The sequence below is a fragment of the Campylobacter sputorum genome, from assembly GCF_002220775.1.
Lineage (GTDB): Bacteria > Campylobacterota > Campylobacteria > Campylobacterales > Campylobacteraceae > Campylobacter_F > Campylobacter_F bovis.
Map to the genome: position 1 here is coordinate 1322577 of NZ_CP019685.1, position 24270 is coordinate 1346846.

At 27.7% G+C, this 24270-nt stretch carries 25 protein-coding genes; 8 read left to right on the top strand and 17 right to left on the bottom strand.

Features of this window, described 5'->3' with window-relative positions:
- The first annotated feature begins 40 nt into the window (after window positions 1–40).
- Genes dapB through CSPB_RS06625 form a run of 4 tightly spaced genes read left to right on the top strand, consistent with a single transcriptional unit; the run spans window position 41 to window position 3296 of the window.
- Complete coding sequence (gene dapB / locus CSPB_RS06610; protein WP_033916076.1) at window positions 41–802, top strand: 4-hydroxy-tetrahydrodipicolinate reductase; 762 nt, start codon at window positions 41–43, stop codon at window positions 800–802.
- 1 nt (window position 803) lies between these two features.
- The gene (gene purF, locus CSPB_RS06615; protein WP_033916075.1) at window positions 804–2144 is read left to right on the top strand and encodes an amidophosphoribosyltransferase; all 1341 of its coding nucleotides are present in this window, start codon (window positions 804–806) and stop codon (window positions 2142–2144) included.
- 10 nt (window positions 2145–2154) lie between these two features.
- A complete protein-coding gene (locus tag CSPB_RS06620; protein ID WP_033916074.1) occupies window positions 2155–2715 on the top strand; it encodes a hypothetical protein in 561 nt (186 codons plus the stop codon).
- Entirely contained in the window at window positions 2715–3296 is a 582-nt protein-coding gene (locus CSPB_RS06625; protein WP_089193626.1) for a hypothetical protein, read from the top strand. The genes CSPB_RS06620 and CSPB_RS06625 overlap by 1 nt, the downstream gene beginning before the upstream one ends.
- Here the strand turns inward: CSPB_RS06625 and CSPB_RS06630 are convergent.
- Window positions 3283–4809 carry an AAA family ATPase gene (locus CSPB_RS06630; protein ID WP_089193627.1) on the bottom strand — a complete coding sequence of 509 codons (1527 nt, stop codon included), beginning with the start codon at window positions 4807–4809 and terminating at the stop codon, window positions 3283–3285. The genes CSPB_RS06625 and CSPB_RS06630 overlap by 14 nt on opposite strands.
- Entirely contained in the window at window positions 4802–5671 is an 870-nt protein-coding gene (locus tag CSPB_RS06635) for an NAD(+) kinase (protein WP_089193628.1), read from the bottom strand. The genes CSPB_RS06630 and CSPB_RS06635 overlap by 8 nt, the downstream gene beginning before the upstream one ends.
- A gap of 93 nt (window positions 5672–5764) precedes the next feature.
- Here CSPB_RS06635 and aspS point away from each other — a divergent pair, with 93 nt between their 5' ends.
- The 4 genes from aspS to CSPB_RS06655 all read left to right on the top strand — a co-directional run bounded on the left by aspS (window position 5765) and on the right by CSPB_RS06655 (window position 9624).
- Window positions 5765–7519 (top strand): aspartate--tRNA ligase, encoded by a 1755-nt coding sequence (gene aspS, locus CSPB_RS06640; protein ID WP_089193629.1) that lies wholly within the window; start codon window positions 5765–5767, stop codon window positions 7517–7519.
- Window positions 7516–8097 carry an adenylate kinase gene (locus CSPB_RS06645; RefSeq protein WP_089193630.1) on the top strand — a complete coding sequence of 194 codons (582 nt, stop codon included), beginning with the start codon at window positions 7516–7518 and terminating at the stop codon, window positions 8095–8097. The genes aspS and CSPB_RS06645 overlap by 4 nt, the downstream gene beginning before the upstream one ends.
- 15 nt (window positions 8098–8112) lie before the next feature.
- Complete coding sequence (ppa, locus tag CSPB_RS06650) at window positions 8113–8622, top strand: inorganic diphosphatase (RefSeq protein WP_089188521.1); 510 nt, start codon at window positions 8113–8115, stop codon at window positions 8620–8622.
- 63 nt (window positions 8623–8685) lie between these two features.
- On the top strand, window positions 8686–9624 hold the full coding sequence (locus CSPB_RS06655) for a sugar transferase (protein ID WP_227484166.1): 939 nt from the start codon (window positions 8686–8688) through the stop codon (window positions 9622–9624).
- Between the two features lie 2 nt (window positions 9625–9626).
- On the opposite strand, the gene CSPB_RS06660 is transcribed toward CSPB_RS06655, so the two are convergent.
- From CSPB_RS06660 to rfbA, 15 genes are all read right to left on the bottom strand, one after another.
- A complete protein-coding gene (locus tag CSPB_RS06660; protein WP_089193631.1) occupies window positions 9627–10445 on the bottom strand; it encodes a glycosyltransferase family 2 protein in 819 nt (272 codons plus the stop codon).
- 1 nt (window position 10446) lies between these two features.
- Complete coding sequence (locus tag CSPB_RS06665) at window positions 10447–11325, bottom strand: glycosyltransferase family 2 protein (RefSeq protein ID WP_089193632.1); 879 nt, start codon at window positions 11323–11325, stop codon at window positions 10447–10449.
- The gene (locus CSPB_RS06670) at window positions 11313–12386 is read right to left on the bottom strand and encodes a glycosyltransferase family 4 protein (RefSeq protein WP_089193633.1); all 1074 of its coding nucleotides are present in this window, start codon (window positions 12384–12386) and stop codon (window positions 11313–11315) included. The genes CSPB_RS06665 and CSPB_RS06670 overlap by 13 nt, the downstream gene beginning before the upstream one ends.
- Window positions 12383–13387: a hypothetical protein gene (locus CSPB_RS06675; protein WP_151899144.1), complete on the bottom strand. Its 1005-nt coding sequence runs from the start codon at window positions 13385–13387 to the stop codon at window positions 12383–12385. The genes CSPB_RS06670 and CSPB_RS06675 overlap by 4 nt, the downstream gene beginning before the upstream one ends.
- A gap of 287 nt (window positions 13388–13674) precedes the next feature.
- Window positions 13675–14811 (bottom strand): polysaccharide pyruvyl transferase family protein, encoded by a 1137-nt coding sequence (locus CSPB_RS06680; protein WP_089193635.1) that lies wholly within the window; start codon window positions 14809–14811, stop codon window positions 13675–13677.
- 1 nt (window position 14812) lies between these two features.
- Window positions 14813–16114, bottom strand: coding sequence for a Coenzyme F420 hydrogenase/dehydrogenase, beta subunit C-terminal domain (locus CSPB_RS06685; RefSeq protein ID WP_089193636.1), 1302 nt, complete (start codon window positions 16112–16114; stop codon window positions 14813–14815).
- Between the two features lie 6 nt (window positions 16115–16120).
- Window positions 16121–16921, bottom strand: coding sequence for a glycosyltransferase (locus CSPB_RS06690; protein WP_089193637.1), 801 nt, complete (start codon window positions 16919–16921; stop codon window positions 16121–16123).
- Complete coding sequence (locus CSPB_RS06695) at window positions 16914–18170, bottom strand: O-antigen translocase (protein WP_089193638.1); 1257 nt, start codon at window positions 18168–18170, stop codon at window positions 16914–16916. Before CSPB_RS06695 ends, CSPB_RS06690 begins: the two co-directional genes overlap by 8 nt.
- Window positions 18157–19257 (bottom strand): DegT/DnrJ/EryC1/StrS family aminotransferase, encoded by a 1101-nt coding sequence (locus CSPB_RS06700; RefSeq protein ID WP_089193639.1) that lies wholly within the window; start codon window positions 19255–19257, stop codon window positions 18157–18159. The genes CSPB_RS06695 and CSPB_RS06700 overlap by 14 nt, the downstream gene beginning before the upstream one ends.
- Complete coding sequence (locus tag CSPB_RS06705; protein WP_089193640.1) at window positions 19254–20456, bottom strand: ankyrin repeat domain-containing protein; 1203 nt, start codon at window positions 20454–20456, stop codon at window positions 19254–19256. Before CSPB_RS06705 ends, CSPB_RS06700 begins: the two co-directional genes overlap by 4 nt.
- Before the next feature lie 43 nt (window positions 20457–20499).
- Window positions 20500–20913: a sugar 3,4-ketoisomerase gene (locus tag CSPB_RS06710; protein ID WP_089193641.1), complete on the bottom strand. Its 414-nt coding sequence runs from the start codon at window positions 20911–20913 to the stop codon at window positions 20500–20502.
- Complete coding sequence (rfbB, locus tag CSPB_RS06715; protein WP_089193642.1) at window positions 20906–21949, bottom strand: dTDP-glucose 4,6-dehydratase; 1044 nt, start codon at window positions 21947–21949, stop codon at window positions 20906–20908. The genes CSPB_RS06710 and rfbB overlap by 8 nt, the downstream gene beginning before the upstream one ends.
- On the bottom strand, window positions 21949–22821 hold the full coding sequence (gene rfbD / locus CSPB_RS06720; protein ID WP_089193643.1) for a dTDP-4-dehydrorhamnose reductase: 873 nt from the start codon (window positions 22819–22821) through the stop codon (window positions 21949–21951). Before rfbD ends, rfbB begins: the two co-directional genes overlap by 1 nt.
- Complete coding sequence (rfbC, locus tag CSPB_RS06725) at window positions 22814–23389, bottom strand: dTDP-4-dehydrorhamnose 3,5-epimerase (RefSeq protein ID WP_089193644.1); 576 nt, start codon at window positions 23387–23389, stop codon at window positions 22814–22816. The genes rfbD and rfbC overlap by 8 nt, the downstream gene beginning before the upstream one ends.
- On the bottom strand, window positions 23386–24270 hold the full coding sequence (gene rfbA / locus CSPB_RS06730) for a glucose-1-phosphate thymidylyltransferase RfbA (RefSeq protein ID WP_089193645.1): 885 nt from the start codon (window positions 24268–24270) through the stop codon (window positions 23386–23388). Before rfbA ends, rfbC begins: the two co-directional genes overlap by 4 nt.

A 24270-nucleotide genomic window follows, 5' to 3' on the forward strand; every position in this document is an offset into this window, starting at 1 on the left:
TTTGATATACTCTTTAATATATTTATTCTAAGGAAAAATTATGATAAACATTGGTATCCACGGCGGTAGTGGAAAGATGGGGACAATGATTTTTGAATGCCTAAAAAATAGCACTAAGGCAAAAGTTAGCTCTATTTACACTATAGAACCACTAAATTATGAGCCAAAGTGTGTAATAACGGATGATTTTAAAACTTTTTTTGAAAATTGCAATGTTGTAATTGATTTTACAATAAAAGATGGTGCTATAAATTTACTAAATTACGCAAGAACAAATCCAAAACCAATTTGCATGGGTACAACTGGACTTGGAGAAGATGGAGAAAACTTGCTTAAAACAGCAAGCAATATGATGCCAATTTTATATGCTACAAATATGAGTTTAGGCGTAGCAATAACGAATAAACTTGCATATCTCGCCTCTAAAACATTAAGAGACTTTGATATAGAAATAACAGAAATGCATCATCATCATAAAAAAGACGCACCAAGTGGCACAGCATTAACACTTGCAAAAAATGTAGCAAATGCAAGAAATTTAAATTTAAAAGATGTTATGGTTACAGGTCGAAACGGAATGGTTGGAGAGAGAAGTAAAGACGAAATAGCTGTTATGTCTTTAAGGGGTGGCGATATAGTTGGAAAGCACACCATTGGATTTTATAACGATGGCGAATTTATAGAAATTTCTCACACAGCAACAAGTAGAGCGACATTTGCAAATGGTGCTATAAAAGCTGCACTTTGGGTAAGTGAGCAAAAAAATGGTCTTTATACCATAAATGATTGTTTGGGGATATAATATGTGTGCAATAGTTGGAGTAATAAACTCAAATCACGCATCAAAAACAGCCTATTACGCTCTTTTTGCTATGCAACATAGAGGACAAGAAGCAACAGGTATTAGTGCAAACAATAACCATCACATAACTACTATAAAAAATAAAGGTCTAGTAACTGATGTTTTTAATCAAGAAAATATAAATAAACTAGTCGGTAAAATGGCTATCGGACACAATAGATACAGCACTGCAGGAGGTGAATCTTATGCTGATGCTCAACCTGTGTTTGCAAACTATTCTTTGGGCGAAATTTCAATTGTTCATAATGGAAATTTAACAAACAAAGATGAAATTAGAAATGCTCTTATTAACGAAGGTTCGATATTTCAATCACATATGGATACAGAAAACATACTTCATCTTATAGCAAGAAGCAAGGAAAATCATCTGCAAGAACGCATAGTTGAAGCTATAAACAAAATCGTAGGTGCGTATTGTCTTCTTATAATGAGTAGATCAAAACTTTTTGCAATTAGAGATAGGCACGGCGTTAGACCACTTAGCATAGGAAGATTAAAAGATGGCGGATACATAGTAGCTAGCGAAACTTGTGCATTTGATTTAGTTGGAGCTAAATTTATAAGAGATGTAAAACCAGGAGAAATGATTATATTTGAAGAAGGATGTGACAAATTTAAAAGTATCCAGCTTTTTGAGGAAACAGATCCTAGAATATGTGCTTTTGAGTATATTTATTTTGCAAGACCTGATAGCATAATAGATGGCAAAAATGTTTATGAAACAAGAATTAAACTTGGCAAAACACTTGCTAAAAAATCTAAAATTGACGCAGATCTTGTAATACCTGTTCCAGATAGTGGCGTTCCAGCTGCACTTGGATATTCTCAAGAAAGTGGCATAAGATTTGAAATGGCAATCGTTAGAAATCACTATGTTGGAAGAACATTTATAGAACCAACACAAGCTATGAGAAATTTAAAAGTAAAACTAAAGCTAAATCCTATGACTTCAGTTTTAAAAGATAAAAAAATTGTAGTAATAGACGATAGCATAGTAAGAGGAACAACATCTAAAAAAATAGTTGAACTTTTAAGACAAGCTGGAGCAAAAGAGATACATATGAGAATTGCTGCACCTGAGATAAAATTTCCAGATGTTTATGGTATAGATACACCTACAAAAGAAGAGTTAATAAGTGCAAATATGAATAAAGATGAGGTTTGTAAATATATAGGTTCAGATAGTTTAGAATTTTTAGAGATAGATGAGCTAATAAATGCTTTAGGAAATGAAAGAAAATACTCGCTTTTGAGTTTTGATGGGAATTATTTTATCAAATAAGGAATAAATAATGAAAAAGAGTATTTTTTTGTTTTTTTTATTAGCATTTTTTACAGGTTGTGCATCTACAAACTCTATTGTGCATTTAAAAACTAGCGAGCCTTTAATAATAACACAAAAACCTGAGGGTAAAAAAGTTTATATTAAATTTAATAATTCTATAAATATTGAAAACAATATAACAAAAAGCGTAGAATATATGCTACAAAACAATGGATATGAGATATCTCAAGATTCAAATAGTAGTGATTATGCAATTTATGGTGATTTAGTTGATTTTAAAAGAATATATGTAAAAGATCCAAATGTTTATATGGGTTTTGGTTTTGGTATGAGTAGATTTTATGGTGGTTTCGGACATTTTTATGATTATGACAATCCGTATGAATATAATGATACAAGTTACATTTACGAAGCACAAGTTTCTTTGCTAATTAAACTAAAAAATTTACAGGATTACTCGACAAATTTAAATTTACAAAGCGATAGAGGCGTATATTCAACAAGCACGATAATGGCTAAATTTGCAGATAAGATAAGCACTCAGATACTCCATTTTCTAGAATTTTAATGCTAAAAATTTGCTTTATTGTCTTATTTATATTTTCTAGTTTGATTGGCTCTGAGATTACTTATACAAATAAATTTAATATTGATATCATCCCAAAAAACAGAAATTTCAACATTAAATTTGATAATTATAGTGGAACTTTTAGCTCTCTTGACAAAAAAATAATACAAGCCTTAAAAAACAATGGACTTACACTATCAAATGAAAATAATTCTAGCATAGATATAAAACTTACTATAAATTATTTCAAACAAACGCCGATACCAAAAACAAGTGGAGGATATGTAAATGTTGGCATTGGGATTGGTAATCACGGATATAGACAAAAAGAGATAGAAGTTGGATATGTTTTGGGCAATATAAAAAAAGACGATAGTTTTGATACATCATTTAGTAACTTATATGAAGCTAGCTCAAGTTTACTTATACAAATTAAAAATAAAAACGATAAATCAAAAACTTTTACCACAAATTTAGACTACTCAAGCAACTATAATGACATCAAAGAAGCTATGAATGATTTTGAAGATTTAGTATCAAAAGAGATATCAAAAATTCTTTTTATACCTACTTCTCATTAAGCATTTTTGTAGCAAAATCCATAGCTTCTTTACTTATATTCTCACCACTTATCATCCTAGCTAACTCTTTTGCTTTTTCATCATCTTTTATCTCATAAACGCTTGAAATTTCGCCATTTTTTTCTACAACAAAATGCGTATGTGCTCTACTTGAAAGTTGCGGCTGATGAGAGATTGCAAAAATCTGATAAAAACGAGATAGTTCATTTAGCACATTTGCTATGCTCATAGCTTCTTTTCCACTTAAATTTGCATCTATTTCATCAAGCAAAATTACGCCATCTCCCTTTTTTGTAACAACGCATCTAAGGGCTATAAAAGCAAGCCTTAAACGATTTGTTTCACCACTGCTAAGTTTTTTTATATCAACACCACTATGCTCTATCAAAACCTCATCAAAACCACTATTATCAAGCTCTTTTTGCTCTATACTTACGCTAACTTCATTCATATAAAGCTTTAATAAAAAATCATTTAAAATACTTACAAACTCATCTAAACTAGATTTTCTTGCTTTAGAAATTTCTAGTGCCAACTCATCAACTACATTTTTTACACTCTTTAATTTTTTTTGAAGATTTTCTTTTTCAAAACTAATGTCTTCATAATGAGCCAACTCTTGTTTTCGTTTTTTAAGCACATTTAAAGCTTCTTCTATACTTCCATATCTGCGATTTAATGAGCTTAATAACTCAATCCTATCTAAAATATGCTCTATATCAATATCATCAAGTTCATTTAAATTTAAACTCTCTTTAATGTTTCTAAGCTCATTCATACTATCTTCAAAAAATGCGCTGTCTTTGTCACTTAATCTAAGTGCTTCAACAACAGCACTTTCGTAATTAAAAATGTTCTCAGCCCTATTCCAAAACTCTATTATCTTATCTTTTTTACTAAGCTTTTTTTTGATTTCCATCAATTCATCATATTCGCCTATCTTTGGAGAAATTTCATCTATCTTAGATATCTCAAATTTAGCAAATTCTTTCAACTCTTCTATTTTGCTTTCTTCAAGTTCTATCTTATTTAGCTCTTTTAAAATTTTTGAATACTCTTCGTAATTTACTTTAAAATTTGCTAAAATTTCTTTGTATTTTAAGTCTTTTTTCATACAAATAGCGTCTAAAACTTCGAGCAATTTGTCATTTTCAAATTCGCCATTTTCTTTAGCATTTAGATATTTTATATGTTCTTTTGCAATGCTAGCTACATTTTTTTTTGAAACAAGTTGTGAGTTTATAAAAAATCTCACGCTTTTATCTTTTAACATCTTAAAAGAGTTTATTTCATCATTTTCTAATCCAAATTCCACCATATCAAATTTATAATCAACATTTGCTTCAGCTAATTTTGCTTCACTATCTTTTAGGCCAAATACACCTAAAAGTGCATTAAAAAGAACAGACTTTCCAGCACCGCTTACGCCTGTAAAAACATTTAAGCCACTACTAAATTTAAGATCAACTTCATTAAATGCTAAACAATCTTTTATATACAATCTCTCAATCATTATGACCCCATCTTAGCTTTTCTTTTAAAATATCAAAATAATCAGTTTTAACGCTTTTTATTAAATTTACTCTTTTATCACTTAATTTAACAATAACCTCGTCATAATCACTCATCTCATAAACATCTTGACCGTCTATTACAACAACGACATTATCTCTACTTTTAAACGAAATTTCTGCATCTTTTGGCAGTATTAAAGAGCGTTGAGTTAGCGAGTGAGAACATATTGGCGTGATACTAAAAACATTACAAAGTGGATAAATTATAGATCCTCCAGCACTCATATTATACGCAGTTGAACCTATAGGAGAACTTACTATCACTCCATCGCCAAAATATGAATTGAAATGCTTATCGTGCAAAAAAGCTTCGATTTTTGCTATGGATTTTATCTTTGAGCGAACTAAAACTACATCATTAAATGCAATTTTATTTAGGATTTTTTCATCTTTTTTTAAATTAATATCAAGTAAATATGGACGTTGTATTTCAAATTTACCATCAAAAAAATCAGCAAAAAATTCTTTTGTATTTGCCATATTAACATCTGTTAAAAAACCTAAATTTCCAGCGTAAATTCCGATAATTGGCGTATTAAAATCTACTATTTTTCTACAAACGCCAAGTAGCGTTCCATCGCCACCAAGAGAGATTATCATATCACAAGTTTTAGCTAGTTTTAATAAACTTTGTCCTTTTAAATTTAATAATTTTGCACTCTCGGTTTCAAGTATAATATTTACCCCATATAAATTTAAAATTTGTGAAATATGATGTATATTTTGTTTTATATTTTCATGATTTTTTGCAACAATGCCAATATTTTTTATATTTTTATGATTAATTTTTTCTTTTTCCATAAAATCAATTTTAACATAAAATTTATAAACTTAGCTAAGCAAAAGCAAAGTTTTAATATAATAACTAGTTTTATAAAATAAAAAGGAATCTTAATGAGAAGTCATTATTGTACCGATTTATCAAGAGATGACATCGGAAAAGAGGTCGATGTTTGCGGTTGGGTAAATTCATACCGCGATCATGGCGGAGTTATCTTTATAGATTTAAGAGATAGAAGCGGACTTTTGCAACTTGTTTGCGATCCTGCAGATAGCAAAGAATCTTATGAAATAGCAAATAGCGTTAGAAATGAGTTTGTTTTAAAAGCAAAAGGAAAAGTTAGAGCAAGAGGCGAAGGATTAGCAAATCCAAAGCTAAAAACAGGTGAAATAGAAGTTATTGTAACAAAACTTATAGTAGAAAATCCAAGTGCTCCACTTCCATTTGTTATTGGTGATAACAATGTTGGAGAAGAAACTAGGCTTAAATACAGATTTTTAGATCTTAGAACAACTGAGAGTTTTAATAAATTTAAAATGCGTTCAAGTGCTGCAATAGCGGCAAGAAATTCTCTTGATAGACTTGGTTTTATAGAGGTTGAAACACCTATATTAACTCGTGCTACACCAGAAGGTGCGAGAGATTACCTTGTTCCAAGCAGAGTTCATCCTGGTGAGTTTTATGCACTTCCACAAAGCCCACAACTTTTCAAACAGCTTTTGATGTGTTCTGGGTTTGATAAATATTTTCAAATAGCAAAATGTTTTAGAGATGAAGATTTAAGGGCAGATCGTCAACCTGAATTTACTCAAATAGACATAGAAATGAGCTTTAATACTAAGGAAGATGTAATGAAAGTTGGCGAAGCTGTTTTAAAAGATATCTTTAAATCATGTGGCTATGAGATACAAACACCATTTAGAAAGATGACGTACAAAGTTGCAACTGAAACTTATGGTAGTGATAAACCAGATCTTAGATTTGATATGCCTCTTGTTGATGTAGATGATATCTTTGAAAGATCAAATAACGAAATTTTTAGCTCTCTAGCAAAAGATAAAAAGAAAAATCGCATAAAAGCAATAAAAGTAGAAAATGGCGATAATATCTTTAGTAAAAGACAAATGCAAGGATTTGAAGAATTTGTGCGTAAATTTGGAGCACAAGGACTAGCATTTTTTCAAGTTAAAGAAGATGGCTTAAAAGGTCCTCTTGTTAAATTTTTTGCGCAAAGCGATCTTGATGAGATTATGAAAAGATGTGAACTAAAAGTTGGAGATGTTGTATTTTTTGGAGCAGGAAAGAAAAAGATAGTATTAGATTATATGGGAAGATTTAGACTATTTTTAGCTGATCAACTTGGACTTATAGATAAAAACAGGTTAGAGTTTTTATGGGTTGTTGATTTTCCTATGTTTGAACAAAACGATGATGGAACTTACTCAGCAATGCACCATCCATTTACAATGCCAAACAATGTAGATGAAGAAGATATTGAAGATATCACATCAATAGCTTATGATGTTGTATTAAATGGCATAGAACTTGGTGGCGGAAGCATAAGGATCCACAAAGCAGACATTCAAGAAAAAGTATTTAATCTACTAAAAATATCGCCAGATGAGCAAAGAGAGAAATTTGGCTTCTTGCTTGATGCATTAAGTTTTGGTGCTCCTCCGCATGGTGGCATTGCGATAGGTTTTGATAGGCTTATGATGCTTGTTACAAAATCAAATAGTATCCGTGAAGTTATAGCATTTCCTAAGACACAAAAAGCACAGTGTCCTTTAACAAAAGCACCAAGTGCAGTTACAAGTGAGCAGTTGCGTGAACTTGGATTAAAATTAAACAAAAAGGATAATAAATGAAAATATTATTTTTAATTATTGGAGCACCAGGAAGTGGCAAAACAACCGATGCTAGCTTGATTGCAAAGATGAATCAAAGCGTAGAGCACTACTCAACTGGAGATCTTTTAAGAGCCGAAGTTGCAAGTGGAAGCGAACTTGGAAAAGAGATAGATAGCTATATAAGCAATGGAAATTTAGTTCCTTTGAATGTAGTTATAAACACTATAGTTTCTGCTATAAAAAAATCTCCAAAAGATTTTATCTTAATAGACGGGTATCCAAGAAGCGTAGAGCAGATGAAAGAGCTTGATAAAGTTATAAAAACAGATGGAGAAATAAAACTAAATTCCGTTATAGAAGTTGAAGTTAGCGAAGAAGTTGCAAAAGAAAGAGTGCTAGGAAGAGCAAGAGGTGCTGATGACAATGAAGAGGTGTTTAAAAATAGAATGAGAGTTTATCTTGAGCCTATAGATGAAATAAGGGATTTCTATAAATCCGAAGGCGTTTATCAATCAGTAAATGGCGAAAGAACGATAGAAGAGATAGTTGGCGAGATGAATGAAATAATAGTCTCTCAAATTATGAAAAATATGTAAATTTAAAGGAATAAAATGGATATTTCAAAAATAAAACCAGGATCAAATCCAGATAAGATAAATGCTGTTATAGAGATACCTTATGGTTCAAACATAAAATACGAAATAGACAAGGATAGCGGTGCAGTTTGCGTTGATAGAGTTTTATACTCAGCTATGTTTTATCCAGCAAACTACGGCTTTGTGCCAAATACATTAGCAGATGATGGCGATCCTGCTGATATACTTGTATTAAACGAATATCCGCTTCAAGCTGGTTCAGTAATACCATGCCGTCTTATAGGAGTTCTTGTAATGGAAGATGAAGCAGGAATGGATGAGAAGCTTTTAGCAGTTCCAGTTAGTAAAATAGATCCAAGATATGATGATATAAAATCGATTAACGACTTACCAAAAGCTACACTAAATAAAATAAAAAATTTCTTTGAAACATATAAAATGCTTGAGCCAAACAAATGGGTTAAAGTTAAAAATTTCGAAGATGTAAAAAAAGCTGAAGAAATTTTAAACAAGGCGATGAGTTAATATTGTTTTGTAATTTCAGTAATTTATATAAGTAAATTGAGGGCGAAGGGGGGGGGCTTAGATTTGATAATAATACTTGGAGATAAGTATAAATTTAATGAAATAGAGTTAAAAAAACTAAATAAGAAATTTAAAGATATAAAATTTTTAAATTATGATGCCGAAATTAAAAGTTCTGTTATAACTAGAAGAGAGATTAAGAATTTACTAAAAGATGTGTATTGTAAATATTTAGTCATAAATAGCGACTATAGTATAGATAAAAAGATGATAAAATTTCTAACTCTTTTACAATTTAGATATAGAAAAAAACCACTTCGCGTAATATCCATACAAAAACTTTTAGAAAAACATCTTTATAAATTATATATTCCAGATGACGACAAAAATCTTGAGTTTTTAATGGATATAAAACCATATAATATATTTGAGTATATTATAAAAAGATGCATAGACTTAGTGTGTGGCGGAATTTTATATTGTGTAAATTTTTTCTTAAAATTTTATATTAAGAAAAAAATAGAAAAAGAAAGTCCTGGAAATTTGTATTTTATACAAAAAAGGGTTGGGAAAAATTTAAACACTTTTAAATGCTATAAATTTAGAACTATGCATGAAAAATCTTATTTTAGCAAATACACAAAACAAGATGACGATAGGATATTTAGTTTTGGTAAATTTATGAGAAAAAGTAGGATAGATGAAGTGCCACAAGCTATAAATGTCTTAAAAGGAGATATGCATCTAATAGGACCAAGAGCTGAGTGGAATATACTAGTAGCAGAGTATGAAAAAGAAATTCCATACTATAATGAACGTCATATAGTAAAACCAGGAATTACAGGCTGGGCACAGGTAAATTATCCATATGGTACAAATACATATGACACTAAACAAAAATTAATGTATGATTTATACTATATAAAACACTGGTCACTATGGCTTGAGATAAAGACAATATTTAAAACTATAGTAATTATGGTTTCTAAAAAAGGGATGTAATTTTACAATAAACTGTTTATACATTTATTATTTATTTTTTTTCTATCTTTATCAAAAAACCATCCCCATTTGTTAAAATAATAAATGGCTGATTTAATATGTGCTTTTAGTAATTTTTTATTTTTATAAGACTCTTTGCCATGCTCATGATAAATTTGAACATGCGGATAAAACATAGTCTTGTATTTTTGATGAATACGTCTATTTAAATCAACATCTTCTAAATACATAAAAATATTTTCATCAAATAATCCAACTTCTTTTAACGCTTCAACTCTTAAAAACATAAAACAGCCACTTAAATTTGGGATATTTACTATCTTGTCATATTGACTAAAATAAAGCTCATATCTTTCATTTATCATGTCTTTTATACCCTTAAAAGGTATAAATCTCCTAAATACCAAATCTATAGGAGTTGGTAGAAGCTTACAAAGATATTGAATTTCGCCATCTGGATATAATACTTTTGGCATAATATTACCAACATCTAAGTTTTGTTCCATATATTTTAAAATACCATTAATAACAGTATTATCAAAATATATATCTGGATTTAATATCACATGATACAAAGCACCATCATTAATACTTTTTTTAATAGCTATATTGTGTGCTTTACCATATCCTAAATTTGCATTATTAAAAATATATTCTATCCTATTATCTTTTTTAGATAGTATATTTAAATCGTTATTTGGAGAGTTATCAAGTAAATATAATTTAAATTCTAGATTTTTATTTGCCAAAAAACTATCTATAACTTTACTAATTTTTTTAATATCATTTTTATATAAAACTATTGAGCCGTTAATTTGCATCTTAATATACCTTTAATTTTCCTAATTTTTTATTTATGCCATGCCAAAAACCGAGCAAAACATATTTTAAATTTTTTAAATGCGGTTTTGTTAAAACAGGGTAGGCAACTATATATCTAAAAGATTTAAAAAATAGTACAATCTTGTTCGATATGTTTAAGTTTTTTGAATATAAAGCCAAATAAAAAGCATTTCTTGTTATATAGTAATGCCTTATATAGCTTCTAAGATTTATCTCCCTAAAACCAATATCTTTAGACTCATTTCCAAGCTGATGATGTATTGTTACATAAGCATTTCCTATGATTTTATATCCTTTATTTCTTGCTCTCCAGCACCATTCATAATCAACCCAATCAATAAAGAGTTTTTCATTCATAAATCCAATATCATATAAATATTTAGCATTTATTATTTTTCCAGAGGCAATTGTGTGAAAAAGCTCATAAAAACCATAATTAGGAAAAATTCGTTTAGTGTATAAAAAACTTTTTATATAAAAACCATCATTTATTTTTTTGCTATTAATGTCTTTAAATAAAGGCGCAATAGCACAAACTCGTTCATTAATAGAAAAATTTTTTATCATTTTTTCTATGTAGTCTTTTGGATAAGATGTATCTTGGTCTGATAATAAAATATAATCGGCATTGTTTTGAATAGCTTCTTTTAAGCCAATGTTTTGTGCATAGGCAATACCCATATTTTCTTTTAATCTTATAAGTTTTATTTTTTCACTATTTCTATTAATTTCAAAATCTTTTGAGCCATTATCTATGATGTATATATTTCTAATATCGTTTTCTATGCTGCTAATACAATTTAATAATAATTCAGAATTTGGATTATATGTAACTAAAACCATATCTATTTTTGACATTTATTTCTCATTTCTTCGTAAATTCTCTTTGTTTGTTTCATTTTTTTACCATAAGAATATTCTTTAGATTTATTCATATTAATCTTTGAAATTTTTTTATAGTTATCTTTTTTGATTATTTCTTTTAACAAATTAATTATATTGTCTGTAATTTTTTTTACCTTTATATTCTCATCTGGAATTAATTCTTTAAGATTATCTAAATCCAAACAAACTATTGGTAGACCCTGACTCATAGCCTCCAAATAAGATAAACCAAATGTTTCTGATCTAGAAAAAAGAATAAAAATATCGGCATTTTCATACTCGCTTTTGATATCTTTTTTAAATCCACACAATTTTACTTCTGACGGAATTACAATACTTTTTATAAATTTTTTTTGAATATCTCCATAAATTTTAGAAGTGAATTTAACATCATTTTGTTTTAATATATTAAAAAATTCCATAAGCAAATCAAATCCCTTTGCCTTGCTTACAGAACCAACCGTTAAAAAATTAATATTTTCTTTTATATTAAATTCTTTATCATTAAGTTTGTATTTAAAATCAGATTTTAACCAATTTGATATATAATGGGATTTATATTTAAAAATACTTTGTAAATACATTTTATTACTAACAAAAATTATTTTATTTGCTAAAATTTTTGAAACAAAATCTACACAACTATGAAAAATAAAAACAATTAATTTTTTAAATAAATTTTTATGAATCAAAGCATGATCATACGCCTTTGAATGTATTGTAATTAGCGTCTTTATTCCTAAAATTTTACCGATAATGCTACCATAAAATAACGCTTTTGGTTGATGGCAATGTATTAAATCAGGTTTCTCATTTCTTATAAACTTATATAGTTTTATAAACTCTAAAACACTCCTTAACCATTTTATTGTAAAAATTTTTGTTTTAATAGCAGGTAAAGAATTCAACATCTCTCCTTTTGAAAAAGCAATAAGACTAACATTGTAAAATTGTGAAAAGTATTTAATCAAATCAAGCAGATGCTGTTCACTACCATACATATTTGGTTTATCAATAATATAAATAATTTTCATTTAATACTATTTGAATTAATTAATTTTTTATTCAGATTATTTTTATTTAAAATATACGCCATAAAAAATATTATATTTAACCAAAACAAATCAGCAAAGCCTTTTAAATTTAAAATCAATAAATATATAATTATAAAAATGTAATATTTAAATTTAATATCAAAGTGTTTATACACTTTAACGAGAAAAAATTGCAAACTAAAATAAAAAAACAAACCAATCAAACCAAAATAAAAAATCAACCGTAAATATCCAACATCAGTGTTCATATAATAAAAATTATCTTTTAGTGGATTGTACCAATAAGCATCACCAATAATCCAGCTTTTAATTTCATTCGGAAAAATAAACATCTCCTTAAGTTCATTAGTAGAGGCTGTTTCAAAAGTGCTTGTTTTAAAATAATTTATAAACATTTCAAAACCATATTGAAAAACCAATAAAAAATCTGAATAAAAAATAATAATAAAAAACAAAGCTGTTATTGTTACACATGTTAATGTTATAAAAAATAAAGTTCGTTTTTTTATTAAACTTATTGAATAATTAAAATTTTCTGGTAGTAAAATTATTACAAGTGCCAGAATGGCTCCTATTAAAGTTGTTCTTGCCATCATCATACCTAAAGAAAAAATAACTAAAAATTTTATAGAAAGCAATATAATCTCCTTTGATGAAGTCTTGTAAAGCCTAAGTAAGATTGCAATAAGTATCAATCCAAATCCATTTATTATTCCAGATGTAAATGTTTTTGCAGCACCAATACCCATAAATCTAATACCAGACAAATAAATATTTCTATCAAAAGTTTCTTCACTCATCTTTTCTATGCTAAACAGAAAAACAGTTAAATCAGGATAAATAAACATAATTAATGCTATTAAGGTTTGAATCAATATGATGTTAATTAATAGCGTCGATATTGTCTTAAAATTTAATTTATAATCTAATTTTTTCAGTATTTTTATAAAAAAATAACTAGCAAACATATTTACTATCATAGAAATAGAATACCTAACAAATTCAATATCATTTGTATTATTATATGTCATACTAGCAAAAGAACTTAAGCTTATAAAAAGTAGAAAAATAAAAACTGTAAGCAAGTCTTTATTTACCATGAACTTCTTTTTTACTTTAAAAAAATATAAAAAAAATATAAAAAAACCAAAAATACCTAATAAAGCTCTTGTGCTAAAAGGAATAAAAATATATTGTATTCCATATACATATAAAAATAAAACTATATATATAAAAGTACTATTTGCTATTTTTTTTATCATTTTTGTTATATTCCTTTATTTGCCAACAAGGAATCAAACAAAAAATTTAAAGACTTTTTTCTTTCTTTTTCTAAAATTTTGTTTATTCTAGTATAATCTATTTTGTTTATAACTATATTTTTATTTTTTAAATCATCTGCATCAAAAATCAATCTGTCTTGCAAATCAAATATTTCCAAAAGAGATTTAAATCTTCCTAAACCTCTAGCTTGATTAGCAATTGCTATAAAATCTTTTTCGAAAATTATAGAAAAAACACATCCATGAAAAGAATCAGTTATTATAAAATCAGCATTATAAAAAAAACTTAGCCATTCTGGCACACTATATGTTGTTTGATTTTCGTTAAAAGCTTTAATATGATGAATTTTATTGTTTTGTAAAATTTCTTTTATAAAGCTGACAATTTCATATTTTTCTACGCTTTCATCAAGAATATAAGTTAAGAGTCCGCCTTTTTGAAATTTGTTTGGATTGTATTTTTCAATCAATTCTTTTATATAAAAATCTTTACTCATAAGCATAGTTGGATCAAGCACATGCACTGCTTTGTCATACCCAAAAGTATTTTTACATATTTCTATACCAGAAATCTCCCTAACTGAAACCGCTATAAAATCTTGTAAAAGTTTTGATATAGCTTTATCTTTTTTTCCATCCCAATAATCTGTTCCAAAAGAAGCACCATATGCTATTTTTTTTGTATTTTTACTATCTACAAAATCCAAAAAATAACTTTTATTATATTTCCAATTTGTTATATACAAACCTCTCCAAACTTGGTCGCTTCCAACAATTACTGCATCAAATTGTTCTTGTAATGCAAAATTTTCCAATTCTTTTTTTGTGTATAAAACTCTACTTATATTAAAAATTTCTTGCTCTATAAAAACTCTATGAAATAATTTTCGCTTTTGTCTTTCTTGTTCGTTATAGCATTTTTCTTTTAGGTTTTTAATATCGCAAAATGGAATTTTTTTAAGTATAATTTTTAAGATTTTTTTCCATAAAAAATCAGTATCTTCTTTATATATAAGCACTACATTATGTCCAGCTTCATACAACAATCTATATAATGCTATAGCTTGTAAAATACCTCCATAATTTTCTGCTATTGGCAAAGTTAAAATTCCTATTTTCATTTTATATACCTTTTAGTCTTCTTCCTAGTTTTAAAATAGCCCTTTTAGGCAAACTTATGATTTTATAAGTTTTTTCTATTTTTTTTAATTTCAATAAAAGTAGTTTTAGTTCATTTATATTTTTTTCATAATCTTCGTTTGAGAGTTTTTGTATTTGTAATTTGATGTTTTTTATCATACTAACAAATAAATTTTTGCTTCCGTAAAAGAATAATTTTTTATTTTCAACAACAGCCTTTTGAGATAAAAATACTTTTTTATGATTTATTTTTTTTATTTCTATACCTTGCATATTTTCTAAGATATTTTTTATCTCTTTTGCCCTAACAATAACCAAAGTATGCCCTCTGTAATCTTTTATATATTCAGGTAACCACGCATCCATAAGAACTATATCGGCACACAAATTAAATGTATCAATGCAATTATTACAAGCATTTGGTGTAAATGCTCTACTGCTCCATAAAACCCAAGGTCCGCTATAATCTAACCATTTAACAATGGCTTTTTTGCTATTTTTTTTCTCTATAAACTCAAAAGCAAAATTTACAGCTGGTTCGTTTTCTTGTTTTACACGAAAACGAACAGATTCCAACCTATCAGTTCCAATAATATTTTTAGCTAATGTATGAGTAAATTCTTTTGTCTTCATTTGCCCACAAACCAAACCAATAATAAATTTTATTCTTTTTCTTAGCCTATGATTTTTTTCTTGAGCTAATCTAATAGCCTTTGTAAAACAAGGAAGAGCAGTAATGGCACAGGTTTTATCGTTTTTTAAAACATAGTCTAAAACCTCAGACATTTCAACTGGATAATACACCGAACCTTTTGTATTTTTCAACTCTTGCGAATTTTTAAAAACAGTAAATTTAAAAAGTTTATCAACATCATTGTTTGATTCAATGCTAATAATTAAATCTACAATATTTTTATCAAGTAAATTTTCTAATAAAGCGTGTCCTGCTCCACCAGATGCAGATTTCAATCTATCGTTTATATCTTTTTTATGTATTTCGTAAGTGTCTATAAAATAACCTAAGTTTTTATGAAAATTGATTTTATCTTGCTTTTTATATATGTTTTTTGCAATTTCCATTTCGTTTTTATTTGTTTTTATAAAAGGACATATATCAATGCATAAAGAGCATTTCTCTAGACAGCCATTAGTTTCAAAAACTTGATAAAGCCCTGATTTATCAAAACCTATATGAAGTACGTTAGCAGGACAAATGGCAACACAAGTTCCACAACCTATGCATCTATTTTTATCCACTACAAGTTCTATAATATTTGGTTTCATTTACTTTTATACTCCCAAAATTTTTTTAATTAATATTTTTGTATCAATTTTTATCAAATTATAGTGGTATATAATATTTTCTATTAAAGAATTATTATACTGTTCGTGTGCAAATTTTCTAGCTTGTTTTGCCCATTCTTCAACAGAACCTCTGACTTTTTTTGTTCTTAATATATTTGAAATATTAGTTTTATGCACTCTATAGTATGATTTTACTTTTGTGGTATATTTTATTTTGCCAACACTTAGAATTTTTATATAAAAAAACCAATCACCATAATTTTTATAATCCGTATTCCATCCATTAACTTTTTTAAAAGCATTAACTTTTATCATTTGCCCTATGGCATTTAAAAAGTTATCTAAAGAAAGCTCAAACATTGGATTTTTAAGCTTTTGAAACATTTCATTATCATTTTTCATAATACTCTTTTCATTATTGTTTTCATCAATAATTATAGCATTGCAAAACACCAAAGCTGTATCTTCTTCAAACTCACTGAGCATAAGTTCTACATGATTTGGGGCAAGTTTATCATCGTGACCTAACCATACTATATAATCACTCTCTACATTTAAGCCTAGTTTATTTAGATTAGCTGATATGCCTTGATTGGTTTTGTTATAAATTACTTTGATTTTATCTCCATATGATTTAAGTATTTCTATTGTTTTGTCAGTTGAGCAGTCATCAATAACACATACTTCTATATTACTATGCGTTTGGTTAAGACAAGAATCTATGGTTTCTTTTAAATATTTTTCTCCATTGTAAGTTAATAATAAAATAGAAACTTTATTAGACATATTTTTCCTTTACTTTAAATTTATAAATAATCGTAACTGCAATAAGGTATAAAAAAGTATTTATTGCATAAGCATATGTTACACCAACAAGTGCAAAATGATTTATAAAATAAACACTCAATAAAACCATTGTTGAAGCAAAAATAAATTCAGTCAACACAAAGTATTTAACCATAGCTTTTGCAACAAGCACATAGCCAAGCACCCAAGAACAAGCTTTTATAACATTTCCAACCATTTGCCACAAAAAAAGCTCACCCATAGGCGAAAAATCTTTTGTATATAATATATCTATAATAAAATATCTAAGTAGATATAAAGCTACAGATATGACGCTTGCTATTGGAAATACTAAATAAATAGTCTTTTTTAACTCTTTCGTCATTAAATATTTTTCTTTTATACTAGATAATGTTGGCAAAAGATAAGTTACTAACGAAGTTGTAATAAGCGATAGTGAAACATTAGAAATTATCCAAATACCTTGCCAATATCCAGCATCTTCTAAAGACAATGTGTTTGAAATATAGTTTCTGATATACAATAAGGAAATATTTGATGATATAACTGCTGAAAACGATATAGCACTCATTTCAAAAAGTTTTTTAATATTTTCTAGCTTTGGTTTATATGAAAAATTTTTTAATTTTAACCAAACTTCTTTTCTAAGATAAAAAAGTGTTATTAATAAAACTACTGATTGATTAGTAACATAGGCTATTAAAGCGCCATCTATTGCAAAAACTATACTTAAAAAACTTACTAAAACAAGGGAAACTATATTTAGAGATATAGATAGGGTGATATATTGCTTTATCTGTCTTTGTCCATTTAAAATTGCTAATAAATAACCATTTAATATAAAAAACGGGATACTAAAAGCTAGTATTTTAAATATATAGCCATATCTACTACTAGATAGTAAATAAGCAGAAATTTGATTAGAAAAGAAAAATAGAAAAATAAATATACCTATATATAATATGCTTGCTATTTTCGTAGCAGTTGACCAAAATCCATATTTTTTTACTTCGTCGTCTTTAAGCTCAGCTGTATATTTTGTAACAGCTGTTTTGAAAAAATCACCAGACACCAACAATACTAAATTTATAAAATTTTGTAATTGTCCTATGAGAGCTAGACCGGAAGAACCTATATAAACAGCTATTATTTTTGTTACTACAAATCCGCTTAAAACTTGGACAATAGTTGCAATGGCTGAAAGAAATGATGTTTTAATTAAAGTCATTTATTATTTTAACTATCTTCTTAGTATCTTCTATGTTTTGAACACCGCTGATAGGCAAACTTAATACTTCATTATGAATTTTTTCGCTTATAGGATATGATAGTTTATTCCATTCTTTATATGCATTTTGTTTATGGGATGGAATTGGATAGTGTATCAAAGTTTGGACTCCGCTATCAGCTAAATATTTTTGTAACTCATCTCTTTTTGAAGTCCTTAATACAAAAAGATGCCAAACATGACCATTTTCAGTCCTAACATAAGGCATGATAAAATTTTCATTTTTGATATTATTCAAATAAAATTTAGCAATCTCTCTTCGCTTTTCTATCTCATCATCAAGATATTTCAATTTAACATTAAGCATAGCTGCTTGAATTTCATCTAACCTGCTATTGATACCTTTATATAAATTTTTATATTTTTTATGGCTTCCATAGTTTCCTAAAGCTCTAACAGTATTAGCTAAATCCTCATCATTTGTAGTTACTGCTCCAGCATCACCTAAAGCCCCTAAATTTTTACCTGGATAAAAACTAAATCCGCTTGCATCACCTAAATTCCCGCTTTTTTTGTTTTTATAAAAAGCCCCGTGTGATTGAGCTGAATCTTCAATAACTTTTAAATTATATTTTTTAGCTATTTCATTTATCTTATCCATTTCACAAACTTGTCCATAAAGGTGAACAGGTAAAATAGCTTTTGTTTTTTTTGTAATTTTTTCTTCTATTTTATTGGGATCTATAAGGTATGTATTTATATCTGGCTCAACTAATACTGGCACTAAATTATTTTCAGATATAGCAAGTATGGATGCTATGTATGTATTTGAAGGAACTATAATCTCATCCCCATCATTAAACACACCAAGCTCTTTATAAGCTCTCATTATCAAAATAAGTGCCTCTAATCCATTTGCAACACCAATACAAAATTTAGTACCACAATACTTAGCAAAATTCTCTTCAAATTCAGAACAATGTTTGCCGTGTATATACCAGCCACTATCTATCACATTTTCACAAACTTTTACCAACTCATCTCTATACTGAGCATTTATAGCTTTTAAATCTAAAAACGAAATCAAAAATTTTCTCCCTTGATAATATTTAATACTTCAATTTCATTATTTTCTATACAATAGTCCAAAACACTTTTGTTTGAATAATCTTTTTGATGTATATCCACACCCAGCTTTAACAATAATTGCAAAATTTCAGAATCTTTGTGCTCCGAATAAGCACTTCTTGCATACATTAAAGGTGTTGTTCCTTTAAAGTTACAAATACTTAAATCAGCACCATTTAATAATAAAGTTTTAACAATATCCTTTTTGTTATTATATATAGCAACTATTAGAGGTGTCCATCCATTCTTATTTTGGATATTAATGATTTTTGGAATTTGTAATAATCTATCTACTATTTGATTATAGCCATTTTCACAAGCTACAAATAAATCTTTTACCCTATCTTTATATAACACAATATCTTTATCAATAGTACTTATTACAAAACATATATCATTTTTATATAAAATTGTACCTGGCTTTTTATTTGAGTTTATGTTTAGAATTTTACTAGATATGATGTCTGTGCTAAAAACTTTTGGAACCTGATATTCTCTAAAATTAAAAGCTCTTATTTGATTATGAATATTTATTGCCGTTTGATTTAAATCCACATTTAAATTTTTGAAATCAATAGAACTTTTAGAAAAATATGAAGATTTTATATGATTTTGTTTTTTTGTTTCCATAAATTTACCACTCATTAAATCGTCTAAACACTGCTTTACCAATGCTATGCCATTTCTGGTACATTTATGATAAACATCTCTTGCGTTGTCCATAAAATCTATTGTAAATTCTTTTTGAGCAATTATATCTCCAGTATCTATTCCTTTATCTATTTTATGAAATGTAACTCCTGTAGATTTTTCATTATTTAAAATAGGCATAACAGAAGTAAACATACCTTTGTATTTTGGCAATAAGGAAAAATGAATATTAAATAGCTTATTTGATTTAAATTTACTTGGAACAACTATTCTATCAAATTCCAAAGATAAAAATAGTAAATTTTCAATATCATAAATTTTGTCTAATGTTACAACTTCTATGTTTTTTTCATTAGCTTGTTTTAATAATGATTTCTGCCAATTATCTTGTCCAATATCTGTTTGATTTGGTATTATGCAAATATTCTCTTTTTTTACATTACAACTAAGCAAATAAAATAAAATTTCAACCGCGATATTATTTTTTCCAGCAATACAAATCTTCATTACCAAGCCTTATTTAAAATAAAAACATATAACATGAAAATAGTCATTTTGATTTTTTAGTAATTTCTAAAAAATTATCATAATCCCTTATATAGTCACTCTCATAATAATGCTCACTTGCTATCACAACCAAAACACAATCGGAACTGAAATCTTTCATTTCTCTCCAAATAAGACCCTCTATAAACAAACCCTTGTTTGGGTTATCAAGCTTTATCTCTTCTCTTGTTTTTCCATTATCTAGCACAAAAACACAACTGCCTTTTACAGCTATGCAAATTTGTTTTAAATTTATATGAGCATGAAAACCTCTCTCAACACCTTCCTTTGTATCAAAAATATAATAAACTCTTTTAATATCAAAAGGAATATCATATACACCTTCTAATGCTATAAGGGAGCCTCTTTCATCGCCAAAAGTATTAAAATCTATAATCCTATAACTCGAACTATTCATTTTTCATCCCATATCTTTCCAAATACCATTCAACAGTTTTTACAATCCCGCTGTCAAAATTTTCATCAGCCGTCCAACCTAGTTCAGTCTCTATCTTAGTAGCATCTATAGCATATCTTCTGTCATGTCCGGCTCTATCTTCTACAAAAGTTAGTAACTCACTGTAACTTTTTATATTTAAACCATTTTTAGAAGTTGGAATTTTTTCATCTAAAATTTTACAAATTGCTTCAACTATTTGTAAATTTGTTCTCTCATTTCTTCCGCCTATATTATATGTTTCACCTTTTTTTCCTTTATGAAAAACAAGGTCTATCCCTTTGCAATGATCTAGCACATATAACCAGTCGCGTATGTTTTTGCCATCTCCATAGATTGGGATTTTATTTCCCTTTATGGCATTTCTTATAATTGTCGGTATTAGTTTTTCATCGTGTTGTTTTGGACCATAGTTGTTAGAGCAGTTAGTTATAACTGCATCTAAACCATAAGTTTCAATATAACTTCTTACTATCATATCACCACTTGCTTTACTAGCTGAATACGGCGAATTTGGTGCATACGGCGTGGTTTCGCTAAATAGTCCAATTTCTCCCAAGGTTCCATAAACCTCATCAGTAGATATATGATGAAATCTACATACTTTATATTCATTTTTATACACAAAAGGTTTAATCATCCAATATTTTTTAGCCACATCCAAAAGTGTGTAAGTGCCATTTATATTTGTTTCTATAAAAATTCCTGGATTTTTTATAGAATTATCTACATGTGACTCAGCAGCAAAGTGTATAACACCTTCAATATCATACTCTTTAAATATATATTCTATCAACTCTCTGTTACAAATATTACCTTTTATAAATTTATATCTTGGATTATTTTCTATTTCTTTTAAGTTTTCTAAATTTCCAGCATAAGTAAGTAAATCCAAATTTATAATATTATAGTTTTTGTATTTATTTAAAAAATATGGCACAAAATTTGAACCTATAAATCCAGCACATCCAGTTACAAGGATATTTTTTGTTTTCATTATCTTCTCTCTCCTAGTCTTGCTAAGCAGTCATCTAAAGAATCTTTCCAGTATGGAATTTTTAAACCAAATTCTTTTTTTATTTTTGTTTTATTTAATAGAGAAAAATATGGTCTTTTAGCCAAAGTCGGATAATCTTTTGTCTCTATTGAGATTATATCACATTTTAGTTTTGCCATACACATTATCTCTTTTGCAAAATCATACCAAGAAGCAACACCATCATTTGAGTAGTTGTAAATCTCTGCATTTTCATTTTTTATAAAAGGCAAAATATCTAATATAGTTTTTGCCAAATCTTTTGAATAAGTAGGCGTTCCTATTTGATCAAACACTACACCTAAACTATCTCTTTCTTTTCCAATTTTTAGCATAGTTTTAACAAAATTTTTACCATAATAACCATAAACCCAAGATGTTCTAATGATTATAGAGTTTTTTGGATTGATACTAATCATCTCTTTTTCGCCATCTAGTTTGCTTTTGCCATATATATTTTGTGGTGAAGCTATATCTGTTTCTATATATGGCTTAAAATTTTTGCCATCAAAAACATAATCTGTTGAAATATGAATTAATTTAATACCATTTTCTTTTGATATTAAAGCTAAATTTCTAACACCCTCAGTATTTATTTTAAATGCAAGTTCTTGATTACTTTCTGCATTATCCACAGCAGTATAAGCAGCACAATTTATAATCACATTTATATTTTTATTTTGCATATACTCTTTAATACTTTCCATATTGGTTATGTCAAGCTTACTTTTATCTGTAAAATAAAATTTATAAACATAATGACTAGAAAGAGCATGTATCTCACTACCAAGTTGTCCATTAGCACCAGTTACTAACACATTAAACTCATTCATAATAATTTACACCATATGTAAAATATTCTTCTATATCTGATAGTAACGGCTGCTTTGTGTCTTTATCTGATAAAATAAGTTTATTTAAATCCACACCAAAATCTATATCCAAAGCTTTATCAGCAAAGTATATACCTCTATCACACTCTTTACTATAATAATTATCTACTTTATATGAAAATATTGTATCATCTTCTAATACTATAAATCCATGAGCAAAACCTATGGGTATAAAAATTTGTTTTTTATTTTCTTCAGAAAGCATGACACAAACATATTTGCCATAAGTAGGAGAATTTTTTCTGATATCTACTGCTATATCTAAAACTTTTCCTTTTATAACTCTAACTAGTTTTGTTTGAGCAAATGGTGGAATTTGAAAATGAAATCCACGAAAAACATACTTTGATGATTTTGACTCATTATCTTGCACAAAATTTATTTTTTTACCTAAAAAATTTTCTAGCAAATCAAGTCTAAATGTCTCACAAAAATACCCTCTACTATCACCATGTATAGTAGGCTCACAAATTACTACATCTTCTATAGCCGTTCTTATAAATTTCATATATTTTTACCTTTTGCTAAATTTATAAGATACCGCCCATATTCATTTTTTTTAAGAGGCTCAGCTAGTTTTAAAAGTTCTTCTCTATTTATATAACCAAATTTATAAGCTATTTCCTCTAAACAGGCTATCTTTAAAGATTGTCTTTTTTCTACAGTTTGTATAAACTGACTTGATTCTATCAAGCTATCGTGAGTTCCAGTATCAAACCATGCGTAACCTCTTCCCATAAGTTCTAATTTAAGTCTATTTTCTTTAAGATAAATTTGATTTAGAGTGGTTATTTCAAGTTCGCCTCTACCACTAGGTTTTACATCTAAAACTTTTTTAACAACATCCTTAGGGTAAAAATACAACCCAACTATGGCATAATTTGACTTTGGGTTAGCTGGTTTTTCTTCTATACTTATGACATTTCCATTATTATCAAACTCAGCCACACCATAACGCTCAGGGTCTTTTACATAGTATCCAAAAACAGTAGCTTTATCTTCTTTTTTTGCATTTTTTATACTATTTTGTAATAAATTTGTAAATCCATGACCATAAAAGATATTATCACCAAGTATCAAACAAGCATCATCACCATTTAAAAATTCTTTACCTAGTATAAAAGCTTGCGCCAAACCATCTGGACTAGGCTGTATTATATATTCTAGTTTTATGCCTAAATCACTTCCATTGCCTAATAAATTTATAAAATTTTTTTGATCCTCTGGAGTTGTTATGATTAAAATTTCTTTTATGCCCGCAAGCATTAAAACAGATAATGGATAATAAACCATAGGCTTATTATATATCGGCAAAAGTTGTTTACTAACTCCTTTTGTTATAGGATAAAGCCTAGTTCCGCTTCCGCCAGCTAAAATTATACCTTTCAT